The 24,001-nt window shown below is 36.8% G+C and carries 21 protein-coding genes; 15 read left to right on the forward strand and 6 right to left on the reverse strand.

From position 1 onward, the window contains the following. Positions 1 to 12: 12 nt before the first annotated feature. Both QJV27_RS01990 and QJV27_RS01995 read right to left on the reverse strand, forming a co-directional pair. Complete coding sequence (locus tag QJV27_RS01990) at positions 13 to 975, reverse strand: thiamine pyrophosphate-dependent dehydrogenase E1 component subunit alpha (protein ID WP_281447312.1); 963 nt, start codon at positions 973 to 975, stop codon at positions 13 to 15. A 1,792-nt stretch (positions 976 to 2,767) separates the two neighbouring features. Further along, positions 2,768 to 3,382 (reverse strand): invasion associated locus B family protein, encoded by a 615-nt coding sequence (locus tag QJV27_RS01995; RefSeq protein WP_281447313.1) that lies wholly within the window; start codon positions 3,380 to 3,382, stop codon positions 2,768 to 2,770. 316 nt (positions 3,383 to 3,698) lie between these two features. Here QJV27_RS01995 and QJV27_RS02000 point away from each other — a divergent pair, with 316 nt between their 5' ends. The 13 genes from QJV27_RS02000 (at position 3,699) to QJV27_RS02055 (ending at position 14,869) form a co-directional block, all read left to right on the forward strand. Further along, positions 3,699 to 3,827: a hypothetical protein gene (locus tag QJV27_RS02000; RefSeq protein ID WP_281447314.1), complete on the forward strand. Its 129-nt coding sequence runs from the start codon at positions 3,699 to 3,701 to the stop codon at positions 3,825 to 3,827. 276 nt (positions 3,828 to 4,103) lie between these two features. Continuing rightward, a complete protein-coding gene (locus tag QJV27_RS02005) occupies positions 4,104 to 4,625 on the forward strand; it encodes a hypothetical protein (protein ID WP_281447315.1) in 522 nt (173 codons plus the stop codon). A gap of 46 nt (positions 4,626 to 4,671) precedes the next feature. Continuing rightward, a complete protein-coding gene (locus tag QJV27_RS11130) occupies positions 4,672 to 4,791 on the forward strand; it encodes a hypothetical protein (protein ID WP_408869633.1) in 120 nt (39 codons plus the stop codon). 935 nt (positions 4,792 to 5,726) lie between these two features. Continuing rightward, positions 5,727 to 6,788: a hypothetical protein gene (locus QJV27_RS02010; protein ID WP_281447316.1), complete on the forward strand. Its 1,062-nt coding sequence runs from the start codon at positions 5,727 to 5,729 to the stop codon at positions 6,786 to 6,788. 187 nt (positions 6,789 to 6,975) lie between these two features. Next, the gene (locus tag QJV27_RS02015; RefSeq protein ID WP_281447317.1) at positions 6,976 to 7,134 is read left to right on the forward strand and encodes a hypothetical protein; all 159 of its coding nucleotides are present in this window, start codon (positions 6,976 to 6,978) and stop codon (positions 7,132 to 7,134) included. A 304-nt stretch (positions 7,135 to 7,438) separates the two neighbouring features. Further along, positions 7,439 to 7,723, forward strand: a complete 285-nt coding sequence (locus QJV27_RS02020) for a hypothetical protein (protein ID WP_281447318.1) — start codon at positions 7,439 to 7,441, stop codon at positions 7,721 to 7,723. Between the two features lie 252 nt (positions 7,724 to 7,975). Next, positions 7,976 to 8,359 (forward strand): hypothetical protein, encoded by a 384-nt coding sequence (locus QJV27_RS02025; RefSeq protein WP_281447319.1) that lies wholly within the window; start codon positions 7,976 to 7,978, stop codon positions 8,357 to 8,359. Positions 8,360 to 9,071: 712 nt separating this feature from the next. Then, entirely contained in the window at positions 9,072 to 9,212 is a 141-nt protein-coding gene (locus tag QJV27_RS02030; protein WP_281447320.1) for a hypothetical protein, read from the forward strand. A gap of 153 nt (positions 9,213 to 9,365) precedes the next feature. Beyond that, positions 9,366 to 11,087, forward strand: coding sequence for a S1C family serine protease (locus QJV27_RS02035; RefSeq protein WP_281447321.1), 1,722 nt, complete (start codon positions 9,366 to 9,368; stop codon positions 11,085 to 11,087). After that, complete coding sequence (locus tag QJV27_RS02040; RefSeq protein ID WP_281447322.1) at positions 11,084 to 11,839, forward strand: hypothetical protein; 756 nt, start codon at positions 11,084 to 11,086, stop codon at positions 11,837 to 11,839. The genes QJV27_RS02035 and QJV27_RS02040 overlap by 4 nt, the downstream gene beginning before the upstream one ends. Positions 11,840 to 11,845: 6 nt before the next feature. Next, positions 11,846 to 13,087: a hypothetical protein gene (locus QJV27_RS02045; protein ID WP_281447323.1), complete on the forward strand. Its 1,242-nt coding sequence runs from the start codon at positions 11,846 to 11,848 to the stop codon at positions 13,085 to 13,087. Positions 13,088 to 13,131: 44 nt separating this feature from the next. Beyond that, positions 13,132 to 14,364 carry a hypothetical protein gene (locus tag QJV27_RS02050; protein ID WP_281447324.1) on the forward strand — a complete coding sequence of 411 codons (1,233 nt, stop codon included), beginning with the start codon at positions 13,132 to 13,134 and terminating at the stop codon, positions 14,362 to 14,364. 1 nt (position 14,365) lies between these two features. Further along, positions 14,366 to 14,869: a hypothetical protein gene (locus tag QJV27_RS02055; protein ID WP_281447325.1), complete on the forward strand. Its 504-nt coding sequence runs from the start codon at positions 14,366 to 14,368 to the stop codon at positions 14,867 to 14,869. A gap of 42 nt (positions 14,870 to 14,911) precedes the next feature. Here the strand turns inward: QJV27_RS02055 and QJV27_RS02060 are convergent, their stop codons facing one another. Further along, a complete protein-coding gene (locus QJV27_RS02060; protein WP_281447326.1) occupies positions 14,912 to 16,009 on the reverse strand; it encodes a branched-chain amino acid aminotransferase in 1,098 nt (365 codons plus the stop codon). A gap of 328 nt (positions 16,010 to 16,337) precedes the next feature. On the opposite strand from QJV27_RS02060, the gene gabD reads away from it, so the two are divergent. Then, a complete protein-coding gene (gene gabD, locus QJV27_RS02065) occupies positions 16,338 to 17,786 on the forward strand; it encodes an NADP-dependent succinate-semialdehyde dehydrogenase (RefSeq protein WP_281447327.1) in 1,449 nt (482 codons plus the stop codon). A 112-nt stretch (positions 17,787 to 17,898) separates the two neighbouring features. On the opposite strand, the gene QJV27_RS02070 is transcribed toward gabD, so the two are convergent. Next, the gene (locus QJV27_RS02070) at positions 17,899 to 18,885 is read right to left on the reverse strand and encodes an MYG1 family protein (RefSeq protein WP_281447328.1); all 987 of its coding nucleotides are present in this window, start codon (positions 18,883 to 18,885) and stop codon (positions 17,899 to 17,901) included. 210 nt (positions 18,886 to 19,095) lie between these two features. Next, on the reverse strand, positions 19,096 to 20,763 hold the full coding sequence (gene leuA / locus QJV27_RS02075) for a 2-isopropylmalate synthase (protein ID WP_281447329.1): 1,668 nt from the start codon (positions 20,761 to 20,763) through the stop codon (positions 19,096 to 19,098). A 194-nt stretch (positions 20,764 to 20,957) separates the two neighbouring features. On the opposite strand from leuA, the gene QJV27_RS02080 reads away from it, so the two are divergent. Next, on the forward strand, positions 20,958 to 21,722 hold the full coding sequence (locus QJV27_RS02080; RefSeq protein WP_281447330.1) for a helix-turn-helix domain-containing protein: 765 nt from the start codon (positions 20,958 to 20,960) through the stop codon (positions 21,720 to 21,722). A gap of 51 nt (positions 21,723 to 21,773) precedes the next feature. Here QJV27_RS02080 and QJV27_RS02085 read toward each other — a convergent pair whose 3' ends face one another. Next, a complete protein-coding gene (locus tag QJV27_RS02085) occupies positions 21,774 to 23,996 on the reverse strand; it encodes a primosomal protein N' (RefSeq protein ID WP_281447331.1) in 2,223 nt (740 codons plus the stop codon). Between the last annotated feature and the right edge of the window lie 5 nt (positions 23,997 to 24,001).

The raw sequence follows: 24,001 nt of genomic DNA on the forward strand, positions 1-24,001 counted from the left end.
ACTGATCTCTTCTTAATATGAAACATAAACATCAGTAAGTAATTCAGAAATATCTGGAAAACTTGCTGCACGAGCTTTAATTACTGCATTTTCAACAGCCTTTTTTGATTCTAAATCAATTTTATCAAGTTGATCTTTACCGATTTGTTCTTCTACTTTTTGACGAAAAATTACTAAGGGATCGTAATTTTTCTTAATCTCGGTAAGTTCTTCTTTCGATAGAACCAGTCCAGGATCTCCTTCAAAATGTCCGTAAAATCTGTTTGCTGTAGCTTCTATAACATACGGACCTTTACCAGTACGGGCATGTTCAATTGCTTTATGCGCAACCTCATAAACAGCAAAAAAATCTGTCCCATCAACTTTAGTTGATGGCATGCCAAATCCTCCAGCACGTTTTGCTATATCTTTGCTTCCCACAGCATAATCACAACCTGTTCCCTCAGCGAAACCATTATTTTCAAATACAAATACAACGGGTAATTTAAGCACAACAGCCATATTCATTGCTTCAAAAGTTAATCCTTGGTTTGACCCTCCATCCCCAGTAAAAGAGAGAGCAATACCTCCCGTTTTTAACGTTTTAGCAGATAATGCCGCACCAATTGCTAAAGGAGGGCCGCCACCAACAATACCATTTGCCCCTAGCATTCCTTTGTTAAGATCAGCAATATGCATGGATCCTCCTTTACCGTGGCATAAGCCATCATATTTACCGAAAATTTCTGCCATCATTCCATCGATATCACATCCTTTAGCAATACAATGCCCATGTCCTCTATGTGTTGATGTAATATAATCTTTATCAGTTAAATTTTCGCAAACACCTACTGCAATTGCCTCTTCTCCGCTATACAAATGGATAAAACCAGCAATATCACCTGTAGTATTTTCCTCATGAAGCCTATCTTCGAATTCACGAATGTCTCGCATTTTTTTATAAGCTTTGAGGATTTGTTGTTCTGTTAATTGCATGATGATTATCCTTTTGTATTAGACATATAAAGGTAATATTAACGATGTATTTAATACTTTAATAACGTATACACATTTCAAATATTATAAAAATCACAATAACTTGTAAGACATCAACCTACTTCGCTTAATTTGAAAGCTTTACCTAAAAAACTAGATTGAATTTTATCAAGGTAGAGCTTTCTTTGTTTATATTGTTGCTGTTATGCTTTGGTGATTTAGCAAACAAAGGGGTATTTAAAGCGAATAAGTTTTGAATGGGCTTGATTTGTTCGTTGATCGCCTACTTTCCTTTAAATCTAGAGGGTGTGGTCTTATATCCTTTGAATGCTTTCTTCGTAGTATAAAAAAGACTGGGAACGGCTTTTTTTAATATAACTTTCTTAAATTTGAAATGATTACCTTCTATATTCTATACTTCGTTGTAAAAGCTTTCCTGTCATAAGTTGGTATAAGTTGGAAAAAATAATACTTTTATTTTCATTTTTTATATGACCTTTAAAAAAAAGAGGTCTTTCCAGCGTTGATATTAGATGGATATAAGAAGCTTGTTATTTTTAAAGGATTTACTAGATAAATGTTAAGCTACCCTAATATCCCGTCTTGTAGTGAGTAAGAAACCAACAAAAGGGTCATCTCAATTAATCGCTTTATATAAATATTTCCATTTATTGTTAATCTTGATGCAGACTTTATTAATTCTACTACAGTGAGGTTTCCTAAACCTAGGCAACTTTTGCTCTAATAAGGGCATATAATGTAATACCTATTTTTTTAAGGTTCCATAATCGATCCCCAAATTACGTTTTAGGAATAATTCTTCTATATCTCTATAATTTAAATAATAACGTGAATATAGGTTAACAGTTTGAAGGATCAACATGGCATTAAATTGATGATTTTGGAATCAGTTTCTTTTGCATTTCAACAAGCATATTTCGTCGCTAAATAAAAACATTTTATTCAGATTTATAACTGATTAAAATTAAATACACTCAGTTTGCAAAAGGTCCAGATGATCAATTGTTTTCTGAAGAAGACATTTCAAAACAAAAAGAAGAGCAGCTAAAAGCTTTGAAAAGAGCATTGAACAGTGAAGCTGAAGATTTAGTTACATCATAAAATGTGAGTTTTAGACTGTGGCTAAAAACAATTGAAAAAATTGAGGCAACCATAATTAATAATATAAATAATCCCTTTATAAAAAATGACAAAATCTAAAATCCTATGAATAATAAATCAAGGGCTTAAACTATTTCATTATGCTGTTCTTCTAAAGAACTTATATGAAATTTTAATAATCTCAAAGGTATAGTAGCAGCTGATTATGTAAGCACAGTATAAGGTATATCTTCTATATAAAGAATGGGTTCAATTCTTTAATAATTTTACTTTTCTTATGAGTATAATGAATAAGTGGTACAAATGTTCTAGTTGCTTAATCTTTTGATTAATCTGATTGGACATCTGATATACCCCAGATTTTATGCCTTGTTAGGCATAAGGTAAACACCAAATTAGACCGTAAAATTGCCTATATTCTACTAATAGGATATTTTTGTTAGTTACAGTTTTATTCTATAGAAATTAATTGCTTTTTTGTTTTCTGCTAAGCGTAAACTTTGTTTACAGGCTTGGGATACATTTCTACAGTATACTTTTGCCTTAAGAGTTAAATATTTTGGTAGAGTAACATTGTGGCTTTACGTAACATTATATACCTTTATAATATATTATCACAGTAAATCAATGAATTGGTTACTCTATATTTCCCTATTTTATGGAGGAATGGTTATTGCGCTTTTTTATTGATAAGTTCATCCATAGATATTAGCACCTTATGAAGATCTGCAATATTAAAATTGATTGTAACTGTCGTCTTATTTACCCGATGAACAACCAGATGTGCCATTTTGTTAGTTTCTAAAGACTTTTGCAATGAGCTATCAATATTTGCAGAAGCAAGACATCCGTTTGTTGTGCATGTTATCCATGGTAAGTTTTTTTGAATCCCGTGATCTATGGATATGGTCATGGGTTGTTGTAGTGAAAAACCCAAAGGCGTAATAATTGTTAATCTAAAGGGATTAATTTTTGTCGGATTTTGATTGTCTCGTACTTTTTCTAATAATAAAGAAGCAACGGGGGTTTGTTTGTCATCTTTTCCTTTGACCATCAGACTTTGTTGAGCAATACATCCTTGGGAATTATTTTTTTGTTTATTCATTTCATTAGGGTTGGGGTAAGCACAATGAACTTGCCAGGAACCAACTTGTCGATTTACCGTGATAGGAGATGATGCTGCACTATTGTTAGGTGTATTATTTGATTTTTCCTGAGCAAAAGCTTGATTGTTGTTAGGGGCAAAGAGACAAATAAAAACGCTGGATAATAGTATTTTTTTCATAAAAATCTCCTGTTTGGTTCGTTTTATAAATTGAAGTAAAACTACCTATATCGTAATTAATAGATTATTAATATAAAAATAATCAATTTTAAAAAGGTGTCTTTGTTGCAATAATTACTCACAATTATTAAATCGGTATTTCCCAGGTTTTTTGTGTCTAAGAATTTGCATTATTACACATCTTTTTGTGTTTCATTTGCTTACAAACGTATGAAAAAAATAGTAATATCGGGGTTATTCTTTGCACGAAATTTGATTTTAACTGTACTAGTAGTGGCGATGCCTAGGCCATCAGCAATATTGTGGTGGATACAGTGTGCCTCTTGTCAATCAACGTCCAACGATTGACGTGACGCATAATAGAGTTGATCAGGTAAATATTGCTCATTCAAATGGGGCAGGTTTACCTCATAATAGGTTCGATCAGTATAATGTTAATGAATAAGGTCAGATATTAAATAACTTTCCTACGATTACTAATACAAAATTAGCAAGACAAATCTACAGGAGATTCTAATTTAAAAGATGGATCAGCTGCACATACGATTATTAATGAGGTTACAGAATACTCTCCAACGAAATTATTACGTTATACTGAGATTGGTAAGTAAACAAGCAGTAATTATTGTTGTGATCCCCAATGGGGTCACTTGTGCTGCATGTAGATTTATTAATACCAGCAGAGCCTCTTTAGCAACGGGTAGGACTAACTTAGACGTTAATGGTAATTTGCAATCTATTACTGTTAGTGGTGGAGAAATTGGTTTTGAGGGTGCAGGGGGGGGATTTTGCAGAAGTTTCAGTTTTAGATATTATTAGCCGTAAAGTTCGTGTTGATGCACCTGTTAATGGTCAAAATATTCGTATAATTGCGGGTCGTAATACGTACCATTATGCTGATGGTGCGGCTATGCTACTTGCTTCAGACGGTTCTCAAACACCTGAATTTGCGATTGAAACCTCTGCTTTTTGGGGGGGGATGACGGGTAACCATATTCAAATGCTTGTAAATGAAAAGGGGGCTGGGGTTCGTGTTGATAGACGCATGGCCTCTACGGCTGGGAATATGCAATTAACCGCAGATGGTAAATTAGTGGTTGCTGGGGAATTATCAGCACAAAATAATTTGGATGCCCATGTTGATGTTATCGAAAATATGGGAACAATTGGTGCGAATAATAGGTTATTTTTACAGCGACATTCTCTAACCAATAGGGGTAGTATTATCGCTAAAGGACAGTAAAATAGCAATATTGTTATGAAATGATACCATTGATAACGCAGGTGCTATTGAGGGACAATCAGGATTGCAATTTAATGCTCGCCAAATCAATAATCATCAATCGGCAAGGGTTCATGCGCAAAAAGATATTTCACTGACAAGTCAAAACTTGGTGAATAACGGATAGATTGGATCAGAACAATTTGGGAACATTAATCTTATTACACAAAATTATTTACAAAATAGTAATGGCAAGATTTCTTCGGGTGCTGGTAATGTTTTTCTTCAATCTAACAAATTAACAAATAACTCAGGGAATATTTTTTCTGGAACAGAGAATAATTCTGGATATTTAACGCTCACGAGTGGGGATGTTGAGAATAGTAATGGTACGATTCAATTCACCAATGGTTTTATCAATGTAACAATAGGCAATTATACGGATACACATAAAGGGGTTATTTATGCGGGTAAAGATCTAACCCTGAATGCTTCTGGGGATGTATCGATCGCCAATGCCATCCAAAGTCAGGGGCAGTTTACCTTACAAGCTAATAATTTAATCATTGCCAACAAAGATGCATCTATCAGTAGTCTAAATGGAAATGGATCCCTTACCATTGCAAAAGCGCTAGTCAATAATGGGAGTATTTACGCATCCCTTGGTAGATTACAAGTAGGTGCTGCCTCTTTAGAGAATTCAGAATCTTTATATGGTCAAGATTTTGTTTATCTAAATATTGGACAATCTTTAAAAAATATAGGTATTTTTTCGAATAATCAACTGATTGGTGGTATGATCCAATCAGACAGAGATATTCGTTTAACTGCCGTTTCTTTTGAAAATACTGGATTTATCCAAAGTTTACAGCGAATAAATCTGCAAGTTTCTGGAGATATACTCAATCAATCTTTAGGCGAATATTCTGGTGTTCTCCAATCGGTAATGGTCAAGATATTCAAATCACAGCACAAAATTTACAAAATAATAATAGACAGATTTTAAGTAATGCAGATTTAAATCTGACGGTTCAAAATGCGATTATCAATTATGGTTACCTACAGGCCAATAAAGCAATCCATTTAACCACACCTAATTTAAATAATAATGGGGGTAGTATTTTGGCTTTGGGTGGTAATCTTAATATTGGGTTATTACAACCTACTGCTATTGATAATATAAATGGTAAGATCCAAGCCAATGGCAATATTATCCTTAATGGGTCTTCTTATCAAAGTTCAGACCAGTCTTATTTAATAGCGCAACAACAATTACAAGCTAATTTTTCTGATGATGTTACGAATAATGATCAGATTGTTGGAGGGTCTAATTTAACGTTTACAGCGAATTCATTACTTAATGGCACTCAAGGATTAATGTATAGTGGGCAAGGTAATATTAATTTAGCTGTCACAGGTCAGAATGGTCTTAGTAATTGTGGGAATATTCAAGCAACTGGGGATAATAGTCAGTTATCAATCAATAGTTCTGTTCTTAATAATCAAGGGATTATTCTGTCCAAGAATAGTATTGTAATCAATGCTAATCAACAATTAAATAATCAACGTAATCAAGATATATTTGGCAAAGTTATTACGCAAGGTCGGGATTTAATTATCGATGCGCCGACTATTAATAATGACGGATTAATGATTAGTCCCGCCGATTTAGTAATAACGGCTCAAACCGTAGCCAATACGGGATATGTTTCAGCAGATCAGCAATTAAAGGTTACTGCTGAGAATTCTATTGTGAATAACACTGCTGGTTCTGAGTTGATTTTTAATAACCAATCACTTGTCTCTGGCTCATTCATTGGTGGAAACCTACGACTATCAGCGCAAACCATCCAAAGTCAAAATGGTTGGATGCAAGGGAATAAAGCCATAAATTTGACGGCAAATAGGATTACGAATACTCAAAAAGGAGTCATTTTAAGCACGAATGGGGATGTTACTTTACAAGGGATAGGCTCAACAGAGGGGAATATCCTTCCTGTTGCTTCTGTAATGAATAATGATAGCAATATTCAGGCCTATAATCGTCTTTGGGTAGCCACACAAAATCTGGACAATACGAATGGCATTTTATCCAGTGACAGTGGGAATATTCGTTTAGATTATGGGTCTTCGGGTATCGCGTTACAAACATTTAAGAATACAGGGGGGCATCTAAATCTATAAAATGGTTAGATAGTTAAGGTAATTCACAAGAGGTAATGACGAAGGTGGAAAACTTAATGTGATAGCGATGGTGGATTCTGGTGTATTAGAGACGTATGATAAGACCTATACACAGCAGGTTCCTATTTCTACAGATCATACCACGGGGCAACCCAATATGTGGGATACACAAGGATAAACCTTGACCATGAACCTCATCTATTACAAAATCAAAATCGTTAGACCGATTGGCAAAGATAATCCCTCTACTTATGAAACAATTTTTGAGGGGTATGGCACAATGGATACTAATGCCCGTGATCCTGCTTATATAGAAGATTGTTTATCTTCTTCAGTTTTATATTAATATCCTACCTTATTGGGTAAAAAGTGGGTCTTTCAAATCAGTCAGCCTTTTTTTGAAGTAACCAAAGTCATAGATGCTCCTACAAACTAACCCCTGAAATATGATAACCAAACGGATTTGAATAAGCTGGGGTTGAGTATCATTAAAGATGCGATTATTGGTGGTATGGTGGTTTTGGTTGGCATGTTAACAGGGGATCATCAGTGCTGCGGACGGTAATGAAAACCAAATCACGACGTGCGGCTTGGTTGCGAATTCTTTGTATAATAAAGATCAATAGAGCGGCCTAATTGCCAATGCCAGTATGGCTTTTAGAACGGCGTATAATTTTTCTGAAACGCCAGCCAAAGGATCAGACCAAACAATTTTGGCACTAGGTTTAGTGTTAAGTTCAGCAGGCATTCCTGCGTTAAGCTCTAGTTCAGTTTCTCATGATAAGACCTCAACCACAGTCTCAACCATTGGGGGGAATATCACGATTAATACGGGATCAACCACAGACACATTGTCACGTGATCCAGACAAAGCTAATGGGCATCTTGATTCAACCCTTGACGCTGGACAAATCAACAGTGACCTCAGCACTTAAAAAACTGTCAGCGGATTGATGACGCAATATGGGAACATGGCCATTTAGGAAACTGGGCAAAGTGATCATTTTAACCTGGCAGTATTGGCAAGATTGGACTGGATATGGCGATTGGTGCGGGTTCTGCGGCATTAGATGGGGGCAATATTGGCTTGACCGTTGCAGGGTACCACCACTGGGGACGCCATGAACAGCGTTGCCAATGATTTCGCCCAATCCGCTGCGGATAGTTTGTTCCCTTAGGATCTAAATTTGGGGCAGCAGCATAAGGATGCTGTTGAATTGAAATCAGAAACTAAAACAGATGCTCAGAATTATAATTTGAATAACAAGAAAAATGAGGAAGATTATATTAACAACCATCTTATACCCGTTCAAGATTCGACCTCTGACGGGAATAAGATTGTAAATAGTATTGTGCAGGGCTTACTAACAGGCGGCGCAGGTGCTGTTGCAGGTGCGATTACATCTAATAGTGGGAATATGACTGTTGATATAGTGAACTCTACGACCAGCGCGACGGCACGATCTCGTCCTAAAGTGGATGATCCTGATGTTGCTGCTGCAGAAGCATCGCAAAAACCAATAAGAGGGCAAAACCTAGTAAATAATATCAATAATATACTACAGCAATAAACGATTGATAAGTTAAAGCCATCATCAACTGGTGCTCTATATTTTAAACCAACGTGGTTTGGCCGTTCTATACGGTGTTCAAAATGCTCATATTGGCACCATTAGTTCTTAATAGAATGAAGACCTTTTAAAATCACGAATAACTTCTATTAAAAATATTCCTCAAAAAGCCGGTTATTTTATAAATATAGCCTATATTGAAATCAATTATAAAAATATAACGCATTATTGCTATCCTGCTAAAGTTTGCCTTGCTATTTTAAATTATTACACATTTGACGTAGGCGCAAATTGTCAAAAGCAAGCTAGAGACAATTTTAGGTTATTGGTAGGCTCTAAACTTCGAGAGATGATATATATAGTCCAGTTCGATATGATCCAACTGGACGTGATTAAAAATCGATTTAAAAGAGTGGTATGAACCGTATCAAATTAGATCATCAATCAGCACTAAAAGGGTTCTTCTTTGTCTTTAACGAAGCACATACAATTATCCGTGAAATAGTATAAGCAGGAGTCAATGTAGAAGAAAAAAATGTAATCGATATTTCTATCGGTTAACCAGTTAAAATGGATTGGAATGAACAAGGTCGCGCCACTCATTATGGCGCAAGAATAAAACACTCTCATAAATATCCAGACTCACATTCACAAGCAAAATCTGATTTGCAAGAAGCTTGGTGCTATTCATCGGCTGTCTTATACATTTATCGTGAATGGTTTAAAAAATACATACATTGAAGATGGAAAAATTGCTAAGCATATTGATAACAAAATTAAGAAAAAGGAATTATCACTATCTGTTGGTCAATTAGTTATTGCAGCAGTAGAGCAAGCTTTGATTGAGGAATAATAACTTTTTCCTCTGCAAAACAGAATTAATTGGATAGTTAAGTATATAATTCTTATAATTAAAGCAAAAAAATAAAGCCAGCATAACTGTTCTTGGCAACAAGAGTGGAATGAATTAAAGTGATGATAATTTTTATTAAAATTTGAGAATAAAATGGCGCTGCATCTGCTTGGAAAAACATATTTAAAATCACATGAAGAAATCATTGTCCATGATCATGGAGTTTACCAAGATTTTGAAAAAATATGCCAAATTTTAAATCAACATGGTTTATCCATCCGATTGGCTGAACCCGTTATCACAACCGACCATGAGAATGGCTCTTTTATTAGTTGGTACTGTGATACACAAGTTGAACCAGTTGTACCTTTGGCAGATCAGTACGAAATTGTGCGTCAAAAACTGACACAGGCAATATCGGTTTTGTCGACATTTTATGCGGAAGATCCTGAAAAAAGCCAGTTGTTGCATGCCGCATTAACAGTTCAAAGTCGACAAGATTTATTAATTGCAGATGATCTTGTGGTTATAAAAAATTGGGGGTTAAAATCCCTTAATCAAGGAACGCCTTCGACATTAAATTTGTTTTCTATGTTTGCCGAAGGTAAACAGAATAATCAAGCACCTGAAACACCTTCTTTGGCTGAAAAGCCTGCACTGATTGATCAAAAAGATCCAATTGGTTCGCGCCACGTCTATTTAAAAAATGGCAATTTCCATGGACGAGGGTGGGTTATTATAACGCGCGTGATAGCAGCGATTTTGTTTTTTATTATTGGTTTACTATTAGGATGGCGTATTCTTTATGCAGAACGCCCCAAAAAAATTGCTGGTATTTCTGTGGTTGAGGCACAAGAACTCGTTCACAAAAAACCTGAAATTGAAAAACATAATCATCAGTTAGAAGACGAAATCAAAAAATTAGAGGAACAACTGAAACATTCCCCATGTGATTTGCAAAAGAGCAGGGCCTTGCCTGAATTAAATAAGCACATAGATACCCCATTTACCCCTATGAAATCAGACGGAAAAACGTTTCAAGGTAGCCTTCCAGAGTTATTGGAAAGAAGCACCGTCTTTATTCTTGTATTGTCAGCAGATGAAAATGGAAATAAAAACGTTACTTCGGGAAGTGGTTTTTTCGTAACCCCTGATTTAATTGTAACCAATCGTCACGTGGTCGAAAATACAGTTAATAATACAATATTGGTTACCAATAAATCCTTGGGTCAATTAAAGAAAGCACATATTACATCAATTAGTAATCGTTCAGATTCTGTAGATGGGTTTGATTTGGCTGTTTTGAAAATAGAAGATGCCCCACCCCAACAGCCTTTAAGTTTTTCATTAGAAGCCCAACCTTTGCAAACTGTTGTTGCCGCAGGGTATCCAGGAATTATTATTCGCCAAGACAACGCCTTAAAACGCTTAATTCAAGGAGACAGGCAAGCCATTCCAGGGGTTATTTTAACCAAGGGTGAAATCAACGCTATTCAGGATAATGCACATGGTGAAAAAATAATGCCTCATAGTGCCGCAGTATCCCCAGGAAATTCAGGGGGGGCATTGGTGGATTTGTGTGGTCGGGTTGTCGGGGTGAATACCTTTGTTACTGTTGATCAAGAAACATCGTCGCACAGCAATTACGCCCAAAAATCAGATTCTATTGTTCAGGCATTACAAGGGGCTAATGTTCCAATTCAGGTACAAACAGGTGCCTGTAAAGAAAACCCACCTACGGCAGAGCAAAATCAAAAACAACCGCAATCAGATCCCAAAGGCCAAGAGCAATCGAATAATCTAAAAGAAAAATCAGATACTCCTAATAATCACAAACCAGAAACATCTTCAACACATCATGGAGAAACACCATGAAGACACAGTTTATTCCTGGCAAGCCCGTCACCACTACGAATTTTCAATCTGCTCAACCATTGGGGGTTGGAGGGCAGCTGGTTTTAGAACACTGGGAGGCACTTTATCAAATTTTGTATCACGAGGTTGGCCCCCAATGTGCTGGATTATTGTTAGAGCCAGTCATTGATCGGCAAAGGGGAGAAGTGGATTGGTATCTTCCTTCTGGGCTTCAAACGATCAAAACAAATCTTGATCCAAATGTAAATATTATTGAGCAAGCTCATTCTTTGATCAATCAAGGACGGATGGTTGCCCAACGCTTAATGCAATCCGCAGATGTAGAGCAACAACAAAAGGGAGCTTTGTTACAGCAAGCTCTTACTTACCCTTCGGATAATCATATTATTACGACACCCTATGGACCAGCCATTGTTTCTTGGGGGCATCAGTCTCAGGAATTAGACGCAAAAGACAAATTTGTTGCAGCCAAAGGCGATGGGCATGCTGTCCAAACCATGACAATCTTGCCACCACCTGAATTACCAATTAAAGGACAAGGATTATTATCGCTTTGGCCGTGGATTGCAGGATTAATTTTATTATTACTGCTGATTTTCTTACCTTGGTGGACGGGGATTATTCCCATTCCTTATTGCCGATATTATTGGTTGGGGCCTGTAATTTTGTTGCTAATATTATTGCCTGTAATCGGAATTTTATTAAAAAATTATTACAGTCGTTCACAAGTTCCCAATGTGATAAGGAAATAAGGTGCAATGGTTTTAGTATTAAGCAGGCAATCCTTTGATCATTTAACCGCCCTTGGTCATAAAGAGATTGGGATATATAATTACTTTATACAAGAGATCATAACGCATCTAGGTTCCGAGCACGCATCTCTTTTCGCCAAACCTAATTATTATAACAATATTGTTCGATGGGAGGCCGAGGGTCAACATTACACCCCTTGGAATAAATTATCCTCTAGTCAACAAAATCAATTATTGGCAGCTGTTCAATCGATCTTATCAGATATTCGTCAGATTACGCTTTCTCATCCACATACGTTATTGGCGCAATATTTTGATCAAATTAAGCAAATTCCTTCGTTTGAATATATCTATGCGGTTGATGGAAAACCAGTATTAACAGGGTGGGGGTATCATCAAAAAGATGGTGCCTTTGTGGATTTATTGGACGGATATTCTGATTCAAAAAAACGATTTATGAGTATACATGGTTGGAAACAATTCCCGTGGATTACATCATTATTGGCGCTGGGTTGTGGAATATTAGCCTCGGTGATATGGCATGTTTCTCAGCATTCAGAAAAAGTTTGTTATGCAACCTATCCATTAATTAAAAATGTCGAAGAGGCACTAAAAGATAAAAATCAGAACCAAGCATTAACAAAAAAGCGAGATGATTTATTAAAATCTTTGGAAAATTTGAAAAAACAATGCGCTGTCCCCCCTGTACAACCATTGGTGCCCAAGGATGTGCCTGATTTACAACCTTTACCTGAAATCCCTAAAACACCAGAGTTAGATCCTATCCCTGATAGTGAGGCACTACCTAACAGTAAGCCACCACAATCTATGGAAACACCAAAACCACCCCCTCAACCCAAGCAAAATGTCGATTTACCCAAAGAGTCATGGAATAAAAAAGATACATCCATGCTGAATGGTTGTTGGCATTTAACAACACATCTGGAATTGTATCAACGCACCTTTTTTTCCACTTCTCATCAGCCTGTTACGAATTGGACTTTATGTTTCAAACCAAATGGCGCGGGAAGACAAGTACTAACACGTCGTGATGGTGGAACCTGTACTGGTCCGTTAAATGCACAGTTTCAAGGAAATAAATTGGTCTTACAGCAACCAACAGATTGTCAGGGGGCATTTCATCTAATTCCAGGTAAAAATGTTTGTACTCGACTAAATGATAAAGAGGCCAGATGTACTTATATTGATGCAGAAGGACACCAATCAACAGGTACTTTTAAACGTTAAGGGCTAGTTATGAATTTAACGTTTAAAAAGATGGAATGATTATTATGGTTTTAATTTTAAATCATCATGATCTTGAAGATTATAAACCTTTATGTAACCAAGACAGGCAATTTCATGATAAAGTAATTCACGAGATTGCAACGCTTATTGGTCCTAAACATGCCTCTATTTTTGCAAGCCCCCGATACCAGGAGGCTAAAGTTTTTTGGTGCGTTGATGGACAACAAATTTATCCTTGGAAAAATTTATCTACCGCTCAGCAAAAAGAAACATTAACGTTTATTCATTCTGTATTGAATGATATTGCATTGATAATCAATCAATATCCCAAGACTTTATTATTTCAATATATAAACCGTTATTATTTATTTCCTAGTTTAAACAATATATATGTTGTGGATGGTGTTCCTGTCATTACCAGTTGGGGATATGCTGGGGCTACGGATTATTGTGACCCTTTATTACTAGTCCATAATAATCGCAAACTTTGGCGAATATTGACTTATTTCCCTTGGCTTACGTCGCTTTTATCACTAAGTTTTGGATTGTGTGCTGCAGTAATATGGCATGGTCTGCATCATAATAATAAAACGTGTTATAAGGATTATCCTTGTAATAAAGATGTTAAGGCTGCGCTTGATACTGAAAAGCAGTCTGATGATTTGAAACGTCATCGCGATCAATTGTTGAATCAATTTGCTGGTTTGAAGAAACAATGTCAGATTCCTGTTGTGCCACCTATAGCCCCTCAAGTTTTACCCGACAATACTTCTGTTCCAGATTTACCCCAAATGCCAGAATTATCTGTTCCTTTGCCGCAAACAATTCCAAAGTTTTCTCCACCCTCTAAACAGGCAGATATAAAACCCCCTCCTGTTGAGAAACCAAAGAAAAAAGTTGATTTGCCTAAAAGTGAATGGGACAAAAAAAACATATCCATGTTAGCAGGATGTTGGCATTTAACAACACGAATGGATCTCGTTGAAATGCCTAGCAGACGTAATACGCCCGTAACAAATTGGTCAGTGTGTTTTGATAAAGGGGGTTTAGGTACTCAAACAATTACAAAATCAGATGGAAAAACCTGTAATGGTCAAGTAAAGGCATATTTCAAAGGCAATCAAATGGTAATAGAACAGCCTCAAAATTGTAAAGGAGGATTTTTCCTGTTACAAGGTACGCAAGCATGTACAAGAATCAATGATTATGAGGCTCGTTGTGTATATACTGATAATCGGCACATGTTAAAAGAACGTACAGGTATTTTTAAACGATAAAATGATTAAAAAATTATTAAGTTCAATATTTTTGATTTGTAGCCCTGTTGCAGCCCATGGGGCCAATCTTGTTTATACAATGGATGGTCATGAAGAAAACTGGACTGCTTTTCATTATGAGGATAAAGTAAACGGTAATATTGATTCATGTTTTGCCATATCTAATGATTTGGGTTTAGGATTTAAAAGTAATAAAGAAGGCACTGGACTTGTTATCTGGGATCAACAAGGTCAACAAAAGCCACAAACAGACAAGCAAGCTGCTATTACTGTTGGTAAGCAACATTTTATCTTTACGATGAAGGCAATGGATCGGAATATGCTGATGAATCGTATGCAGCCAGATGATTTTCGAAAATTACTTCGATCTTTATCATTTGGGCAAATGGCTTTGATAGAGTATGGTCAACACCCAGTTAGCATTGTTGATTTATCGGGTATGCCTACGATGTTAAATTATTTCAATAAATGTAATGCCAAAGCAGGTTTCACTAAAATCAAATAAATATTCAGAGTATTCAGTAATAAAAGAATACTCTGAAAATTACTATTTAACCTCTTGAACCCAGTTATAGGGATCAGGGGCATTCCCATATTGAATATCAACTAGTGTTTTTTGAATGTCTTGGGTAATTGGACCAGGTTGGCCGTTATGAATTGTATATTCCCCATTTTTATCTTTAACAAAACCAATAGGGGATACAACAGCAGCCGTTCCGCAGGCAAATACCTCGCGTATTTTACCGCTTTGAATATCTTTGATCCATTGACTAGCAGCATAACGTTCTTCGCGAACGGTTAATCCTTTGGCTTTTGCCAAAGTTAGGATCGAGTTACGCGTAACACCAGGTAAAATTGTCCCTGTCAGGGGTGGTGTCATTAATGAACCATCATCAAAGACAAAGAAAATGTTCATTCCCCCCATTTCTTCAATCCATTTATGTTCAGCAGCGTCTAAAAAAACCAATTGATCACAGTTATTTTTTGTTGCTTCTTGTTGTGCAACCAAACTTGCTGCGTAATTTCCACCACATTTTGCCTCTCCTGTTCCACCAGAAGCTGCACGGGTGTAGAATTCTGAAATCCATACTGTAACTGGTTTTGCACCTTTGGAAAAATAGGATCCAGCAGGGGATGCAATCAACATAAATAAATAATTAGGGGAGGGTTTAACCCCAAGATATGGGGTGCTGGCAATCATGAAAGGACGCAGATAAAGAGTACCGACAGATTGATCGGGCAGCCAGTCTTTTTCGACTTTTACAAATTCGTGAACAGCGTGTATAAACAAATCTTCGGGTAAAGGAGTCATAGCCATACGTTTTGCTGAATTGACGAAACGTTGTGCGTTTGCTTCGGGTCGGAATAATAAAATACGTCCATCTTTGGCTTTATAAGCTTTTAATCCTTCGAAAATTTCTTGACCATAATGAAAGACGCAAACCGCAGGGTCCAAACTAATCGGGCCATATGCCTTGATACGGGCATTATGCCAGCCTTGTTCGGTATTATATTCAATCAATAACATATGGTCCGTAAATGATTTACCAAAACCAGGGTCTTGTAAAATAGATTTTCTTTGTGATTCCGATAAGGGGGATGGATTTTTTTCAAATGTAATCGAAAAATTTTTTCCGGAATTCATTTTCTTATCTTTCGCTATATAGTTATATTTTGTAATTATATTACAAAGTGTAAAATATTAGAATATTTTTATTCGTAAGTTATTACTATTTTATTAATTTTCTTTTGTCACTAAAATATGTCTTTTTTAAATACTTTTTCTATGCAACATAATTTGATTTTAAAATACTTATTAAAATAAGATAGACTAAACATAGAATTATAAATTACGATTAAATGGTAATTAGATTTGTCTATAAAATGAAAATTAATCTCTTTAAACCTAGCAAAACCTCTATCTTCTATTAGTATTAATTTATTAAAATAGAAAAAATCTGAAAGAAGTTGTCATGAATCTTAAAAATCAATCCTTATTTCGTCAACAATGCTATATTAATGGGCAATGGTTGGATGCAGATAGTGGTCAAACCATTAACGTAACCAACCCTGCGACAAATGAAGTGATTGGTACAGTTCCCAAAATGGGGCCAACAGAAACACGTAAGGCTGTCAAAGCTGCAGAGCAAGCACAAATACATTGGCGTGAAAAAACTGCCAAAGAACGTTCGGTTATTTTGCGCCGTTGGTATGACCTAGTTTTACAATCTCAAGACGACTTGGCATTGTTATTGACAATGGAACAAGGAAAACCCTTGGCTGAAGCAAAGGGAGAAATTGCCTATGGTGCATCGTATCTAGAATGGTTTGCAGAGGAAGCCAAACGTGTATACGGAGATGTCATTCCTGGTGCCAGTCAAACCCAGCGGGTTGTTGTCATAAAGCAACCAATTGGGGTTACCGCTGCAATTACGCCATGGAATTTTCCCAATGCTATGATAACGCGTAAGGCTGGGGCTGCACTAGCTGTTGGATGTTCGATGGTTTTAAAACCCGCCAGTGCAACCCCATATTCTGCGCTGGCATTGGCTGTCTTGGCTGAACAAGCAGGGGTGCCAGCAGGGGTGTTGAATATACTTACTGGTTCTGCTGGGGAAATTGGAGATGAATTGACCAGCAACCCTATTGTCCGTAAATTATCTTTTACTGGTTCAACAGAAATTGGCGCAGATTTAATGCAGGCATGTGCCAAAACGGTTAAAAAACTTTCTATGGAATTGGGGGGGAATGCACCTTTTATTGTTTTTGACGACGCTGATATTGATGCCGCTGTTGAAGGGGCGATGATATCTAAATATCGCAATGCGGGGCAAACCTGTGTTTGTGCTAATCGTCTTTATGTTCAAAAAGGCATTTATGATGATTTTGTTACCAAATTAAAAGCAGCGGTTGGAAAGCTAAAGGTTGGAAATGGAACCGAGGCTGGGGTGACGGTAGGCCCAATGATTGATGCCAAGGCTGTGGAAAAGGTCAAGGAACATATTGACGATGCCATATCTAAAGGTGCGAAAATTGCTGTTGGTGGTAAAGCATTGGGGGGCAATTTCTTTGAACCGACAATTTTGTCGCATGTTCCAACATCAGCCTTAGTTTCTAAAGAAGAAACCTTTGGTCCATTAGCCCCTGTTTTTTGTTTTGATACAGAAGAAGAAGCTATACAATTGGCTAATGATACGGAATTTGGACTGGCTTCTTATCTTTATGCCAATGACATGTCCAGAATTGTTCGCGTCTCTGAAAAATTAGAATATGGTATTGTTGGTATTAATACTGGTCTTATTTCAAATGAAATGGCACCTTTTGGGGGAATCAAAGCCTCTGGATTAGGGCGTGAAGGATCAAAATATGGTATCGAAGATTATTTAGAAATTAAATATCTATGTGTTAATTTAAATAAATAGATACAAATAAAAAGAGTTTAGAAAATGTTTTCTAAACTCTTTTTAAAGAGATAGGGCAAAATAAATGCATCGTAAAAAAGCATTATATTTTTATGGTGGCGATATAGTATGTTTAACCGCCCAGAGTTTTTTCAGCCAAGGCAATGGCAGATTCTTTGCTGTTTGTAACGGCAATAAACAAACCCTTGTGAACAAATTTGGAACCTTTAATACCTGTTTCAGCTTCTAGTGCTTCGCCTTCAAGTCCACCCCAACTGTTGGGAAATAACCGACGACGGTCATTGCCGTGCATACGAATAGGCACAGTGCCAATACGCCATTCATTTTCAGCAGGATAAATAACCAACTGTGTATTCCAACCATGTGCGAATATTGGATAAATATGAGGCATCCAACGAGGCAGCATTAAGATACGACTGTCAGGGCTGGATTTATATGCCTCTTCACAACAGCTGATGGCACGAATACGGGCAAATTCGATATTTAATTGATAAATTAAAACAGTTCTGACAATTTTTGATGCTTCAAAAAAACGTTCAAGCTGTGTAGATTGATCGTCAGTATCCCAAGCAGGGTTAAACACATTAATAATTGACGAAAAATTTAATCCATTTTCAGGATGCATTTTGCCGTTGTCGATTGCATCAATGGGAATAACCAAAGCTTTTTCGATTACCCCGTGGGCCACTTTACGTGATTTTGCATCTAAATCAGGGGCTAGTTTTTGAATAACATCTAAACCGAAGGCCTGCCAAATTAAACCAGCAGAACTGTATGGAATTGTGCCTTCTAAATTTTTTGGGGTTTGTTTAATATCGCGTTCTGGGGCACCAATTTGGTGGTGATCGAAACGACGTTTTCCATCAAAAATCCCACCGACATCAAAAACAATATCTGCTTTTTCTATAATCTCTGGATCGCGTGTTCTTTCCACTTTAAAGGGACGATTATCCAAGTCCAATGCAATGGCCAATGTGGTAAAGGCAAAAACATCATCAATATGAAACCGTCCATTATGAGTGACGATTAGTAATTCTTTGCTTCGATCCATTAATCCTTCCGTTAAGGAATCAGAAGGAATTGCAATTGCGGTAGGCATGATTTCTCCAACATTTGTTTATAAAGGGATGGTATTTAGTTGTTGGGTATCATAAAGAAAAAACAAGTATTGTGCGAGTTTTAATTTTTTATTTCGATATAAAAATATTATGAAATATCAATTGAATGAAGAGCAATTCACAAATAAATTCTTTAAGTATACATTACACAAACAGATCTGAATTTTATTCAGACCTGCTTATAAAATTTCTTAATCGATGAATTGGCTTACGGCATTTAATAATGCTTTTAACGAAGATCCTAAAATATCATTATCGATTGCAACCCCCCAAAAACTATCACCATTCTTATTTGAACATTTTATATAACTAATAGAACGGCTATCGCTACTCTTTCCTAATGTATGTTCGTTATATTCAACGATACGAAAATCTAATTGGGTTTTTGCTTTTAAGATTGCGGTTCCGGCAGATAGAACTCCGTTTCCTACACCTTCCAAAGTGACTTTTTTACCATTAATAGCCAAGGTTAATTTCAATTTAGTACTATTTGGTGCATTTTGTTCAACGTTAAATTCCTGCAAAACCAATTTTTCTTGATTTTTTAACCCATATTGCGTGCGAAAAATGTCCCAAATTTCAGCAGGGGTTAACTCGTGACCTGTTTGATCGGTCTGTTGTTGAATAACGCTGCTAAATTCCCGTTGTAAATGGGGGGGCAATTCAATCCCATGATTTTGTTGTAAAATCCATGCGGCCCCGCTTTTCCCCGATTGACTGTTAACGCGAATAACGGCTTCGTAACTGCAACCCAAATCAGCAGGATCAATGGGCAGATATGGTAATTCCCAATAAGAATGTTGTTGGTTTTGACGTGCCTGAAACCCTTTTTTAATTGCATCTTGGTGGCTTCCTGAAAATGCAGTGAAAACCAACTCACCAGCATAAGGATGACGTGGGTGAACAGGTAATTCATTACATTCTTTAACGATTTCAACTATACGTTTAATATCATGAAAATCTAATTTAGGATTAATTCCTTGGGTATACATATTCATTGCCAAGGTAATAATATCAACATTACCAGTGCGCTCGCCATTTCCAAATAAACATCCTTCGATACGATCTGCCCCAGCCATCAATGCTAACTCTGCTGTGGCGACTGCGGTTCCGCGATCATTATGAGGGTGTACACTTAAGGTAATTTTATCACGTTGTGCAAAGTTAGTCGAAAAATATTCAATTTGATCTGCGAACACATTTGGGGTATTAACCTCGACAGAAGAGGGTAGGTTAATAATCATAGGTCGTTCTTTTGAAGGGTTCCAAACATTGGTAACTGCTTCACAGATCCGTATAGCATAATCGATCTCTGTTAACGAGAAATTTTCAGGTGAATATTCAAATGTCCATTTTGTTTCTGGATATTTTGTACATAAATCCTTGACAATCTGTGTTGCCGATGTTGCCAATTCGATGATTTCATCTTCGGATTTATTAAACACAATCCGTCTAAATATTTCTGCCGTGGCATTATATATATGAAATACGACGTTTTTAGCACCCTTTAAGGCTTCAAATGTGCGTTCAATTAAATCTGGTCGTGCTGCACTTAATACTTGAATGGTGACATCGTCAGGAATCATGTCATTTTCAATTAAAAATCGAACAAAATTGAACTCAGTTTCTGAAGCAGAGGGGAAACCGACCTCAATTTCTTTAAATCCACACTCAATCAATAATTTAAAGAATTTGATCTTTCGATCGTGGTCCATTGGATTAATCAATGATTGATTACCATCTCGCATATCAACAGCGCACCAAATAGGGGCTTGCGTAATTTTTTTATCGGGCCATGTCCGTTGTGGAAAATGGACAGGGGGAAAAGGACGGTATTTTGTTTCTGGATTAGGAATCACTTTTTTAAACCTTTTGCTTTTGATTTCATACTATATATTAACTATCTGTTGAAAATCAGTATAACATGGGTCGTATTTGTTTACTTTTTAGAGAACGACAATTTTCTTTTTAAAACTGACAGTTTTTTAAATTGGTATTCATTTAAAATAATGAATATAAGGAAAAGACAGATATTCAGTATGAAAGGGTGCACGTGTCTTTACTTTCGGTAAAGAAATATCATTTCTCAAATGCATTTGAACAAGAAGACCATCATCACAATTGTGTCCAGTTATTGGTAGTTCAACAAGGATTAATCCGCGTTGAAACGCAAGCAAGTTCATCAATTGTCACGGAAAAAGATGGCATTTGGATTATTGCAGGGACAAAACATCGATTAACAATGTTAAAAGATACGTATCTATACAGTATCTTTGTCGATCCACTGGCCAGGGCGGATTTCCCTTATAAAACGCAGGTGGTTAATATTTCAGCGTTGGCGCACGCTTTAATGCCTAGATTAATTGGGATGCAAATGAAATACGCGCCCCATTCAATTGAAGAATGGACCATCGAATTATTTTTAAATGAATTGAGATACTTGTCTGATTTATACGCGTTTGAACTGCCCTATCCAACGGATCGTGCTTATTATCAAATATGCCAGCAGATTTCTGAAAATTTAGATTTTCCATGGTCTGTCGCAGATTTTGCAAAACAGTTAAATGTGAGTGAACGCACAGTTGCCCGTCAGTTTCATAAACAAACAGGTTTGACCTGTGTGGAATGGTTACGCAGGAAACGTATTCAAACAGGCTTGGAATTGTTAACGCAAGGGGGCAATATTACCGATGTTGCTTTGCAGGTTGGATATGACAGCCCCAGTGCATTTAGTACGGTATTTAAACAACGATTGGGATTTTCCCCACGTGCATATATTGCAAAATTAATGGATAAACAAGGAAAGAGTATCAAATAAGATATACTTGTTTTGACGCTACTTTTCATAAGAATTTTAAATCTATAAGCTTCATAAAAAAGATACAGGATCAATATCCACATCAATTTTAATAGTTTTCTTAGGCTTTACGCAAGATAACCATTGGTACAAGATGGGTTGGATAGCAATATGTTTTTGCGTTCTTAATAAAAAACGTTGACGATATCGATTACGTAGCAAAGCCAAAGGGGCGGGGGCAGGGCCCAAAACAATAACGCCATCTTGTTTTGGCGCATATTGACCTAATTCAAAAGCTATTTGTGTAGCATTCTCATTGGTATCTGCACTGATAATAATTGCGGCTAGCCTGCCGTAAGGGGGCCAAAATCCAGCTTGACGTTCAGCAGCCTCTTGTAACATAAATGCATCAAAGTCACCTTTGACCAAAGAAGACATAACAGGATGATCTGCTAGATAACTTTGCAACATAACAGTGCCTGGTGATTTTTCACGTCCAGCCCGTCCACCTACTTGATGCAATAATTGTAATGTTTTTTCTGATGCCCGCAAATCAGCACCACTAAGTCCAAGATCGGCATCAATAACCCCAACTAACGTTAAAAAAGGGAAATGCCATCCTTTGGCAACAATTTGCGTGCCAATTATCAGATTGACCTCTTGCTGATCAATTTGTCTAATAGCCTCAGCAGTAGCCTTGGGGCTGGTAAGGTTATCACTGGACATCACCAAAATTTTGGCATCCGGGAATATGCTGCGTGCTTCTTCAGTAATGCGTTCAATACCAGGTCCAATAGGTACCATACTGTCTGGGGCGTTACAATGAGGGCATTCTTTGGGAATAGGAATAAAGTAATCACAATGATGACATACCAGCCGTTGGGTATTTCGATGTTCCACTAACCATGCAGAGCAATGAGGACACTCTAGCCGATAACCACATGCCCGACATAAGGTTAAGGGGGCATATCCACGCCGATTTAAAAAGAAAAGAACTTGTTCCCCTTTTTTCAACCTTTGTTGAGTTGCTGTTATCAAGGGTGGTGATAAAAATAATCCACGTTGGGGTGGTGTTATGCGAAGATCAACAATCTGTACATCAGGCATTAAGGCACCGCCATGACGACTATTTAGTACTAAATGATCGTATTTATGATGATGGGCATTCATCAATGTTTCTAGGGACGGGGTTGCTGATACTAAAATAGCGGGACAATTTGATAATCTGGCGCGAACAATGGCCATATCTCTGGCGTGATAAATAATACCTTCTTCTTGTTTAAAGGATGTTTCATGTTCTTCATCAACGACAATTAACCCCAAATTTGTGAAAGGCAAAAATAACGCTGAACGTGCACCGACCAAAACCGAAACTTCATTTTTGATAATGGCGTTCCATGTTTGTTTACGCTGCTTTGGGGTTAAATCAGAATGCCATAATGCTGGGCGCACCCCAAAACGTTTTTCAAAGCGTTCCACCCATTGAGTTGACAGAGCAATTTCTGGTAATAAAACAAGAATTTGTTTATTATTTTCAACGCAGGCAGCAATAGCCTGCATATAAACTTCTGTTTTTCCTGAACCTGTTACCCCTTGTAATAATGTTGTAGAATAGTGTTGCTGTATAACTTTTTGGCAAAGAAAATCTGCCGCTGCTTGTTGTTCTGACGAAAATTGTGGAACGTTAAAATTAAGATCAGGTTTTAAAAATAAAGAAGTATCAGGGAGATTATGTTCCTCAATAACGCCTGCTTTGGCTAGTCCTTGGATCACACCGGCACTAACCTCTAATGTTTTGGCAAGATATTGCGTCGTATAAGGGATTTTTTTATCTTTTAGAAATGTTAATACTTTTTCTCGTGTTGGTGTATTGCGTGTAATTTTGGGTATCTGAGCAGAGAGCATCCATCCAGTACGGGGATGATTTTTGCTAGCCATGATTGTTTGAACACCGCGTAAAGCAATGGCTAGTACAGAACCAGAGGGGGAAAGCGTATAAGCCGCAACCCAATCAATAAATTCTAGTAAAACAAAAGGTAAAGGGGGTAAGGGAAGAATAGAAAGAATAGATTTTAATTTTGTAAATTTTTTAGGGGAGGATGTTAAGAAATCCAATCCTTTGGGTAATTTGTGATGTTGCCAGATAACCCCTATTTCTTTTCTGTTCCCCAATGGAACAATAACCAATGTTCCAGGTACCAAAATTTTAACATCTAAATATTGCGGTATTTCATAATCGAAGGGTTCTTTGAAAGGATAAGGCAACAAAACTGGAAGGCTGATAGGGTTGGTCATATAAA

The sequence above is a fragment of the Commensalibacter oyaizuii genome (genome assembly GCF_029953265.1).
Lineage (GTDB): Bacteria > Pseudomonadota > Alphaproteobacteria > Acetobacterales > Acetobacteraceae > Commensalibacter > Commensalibacter oyaizuii.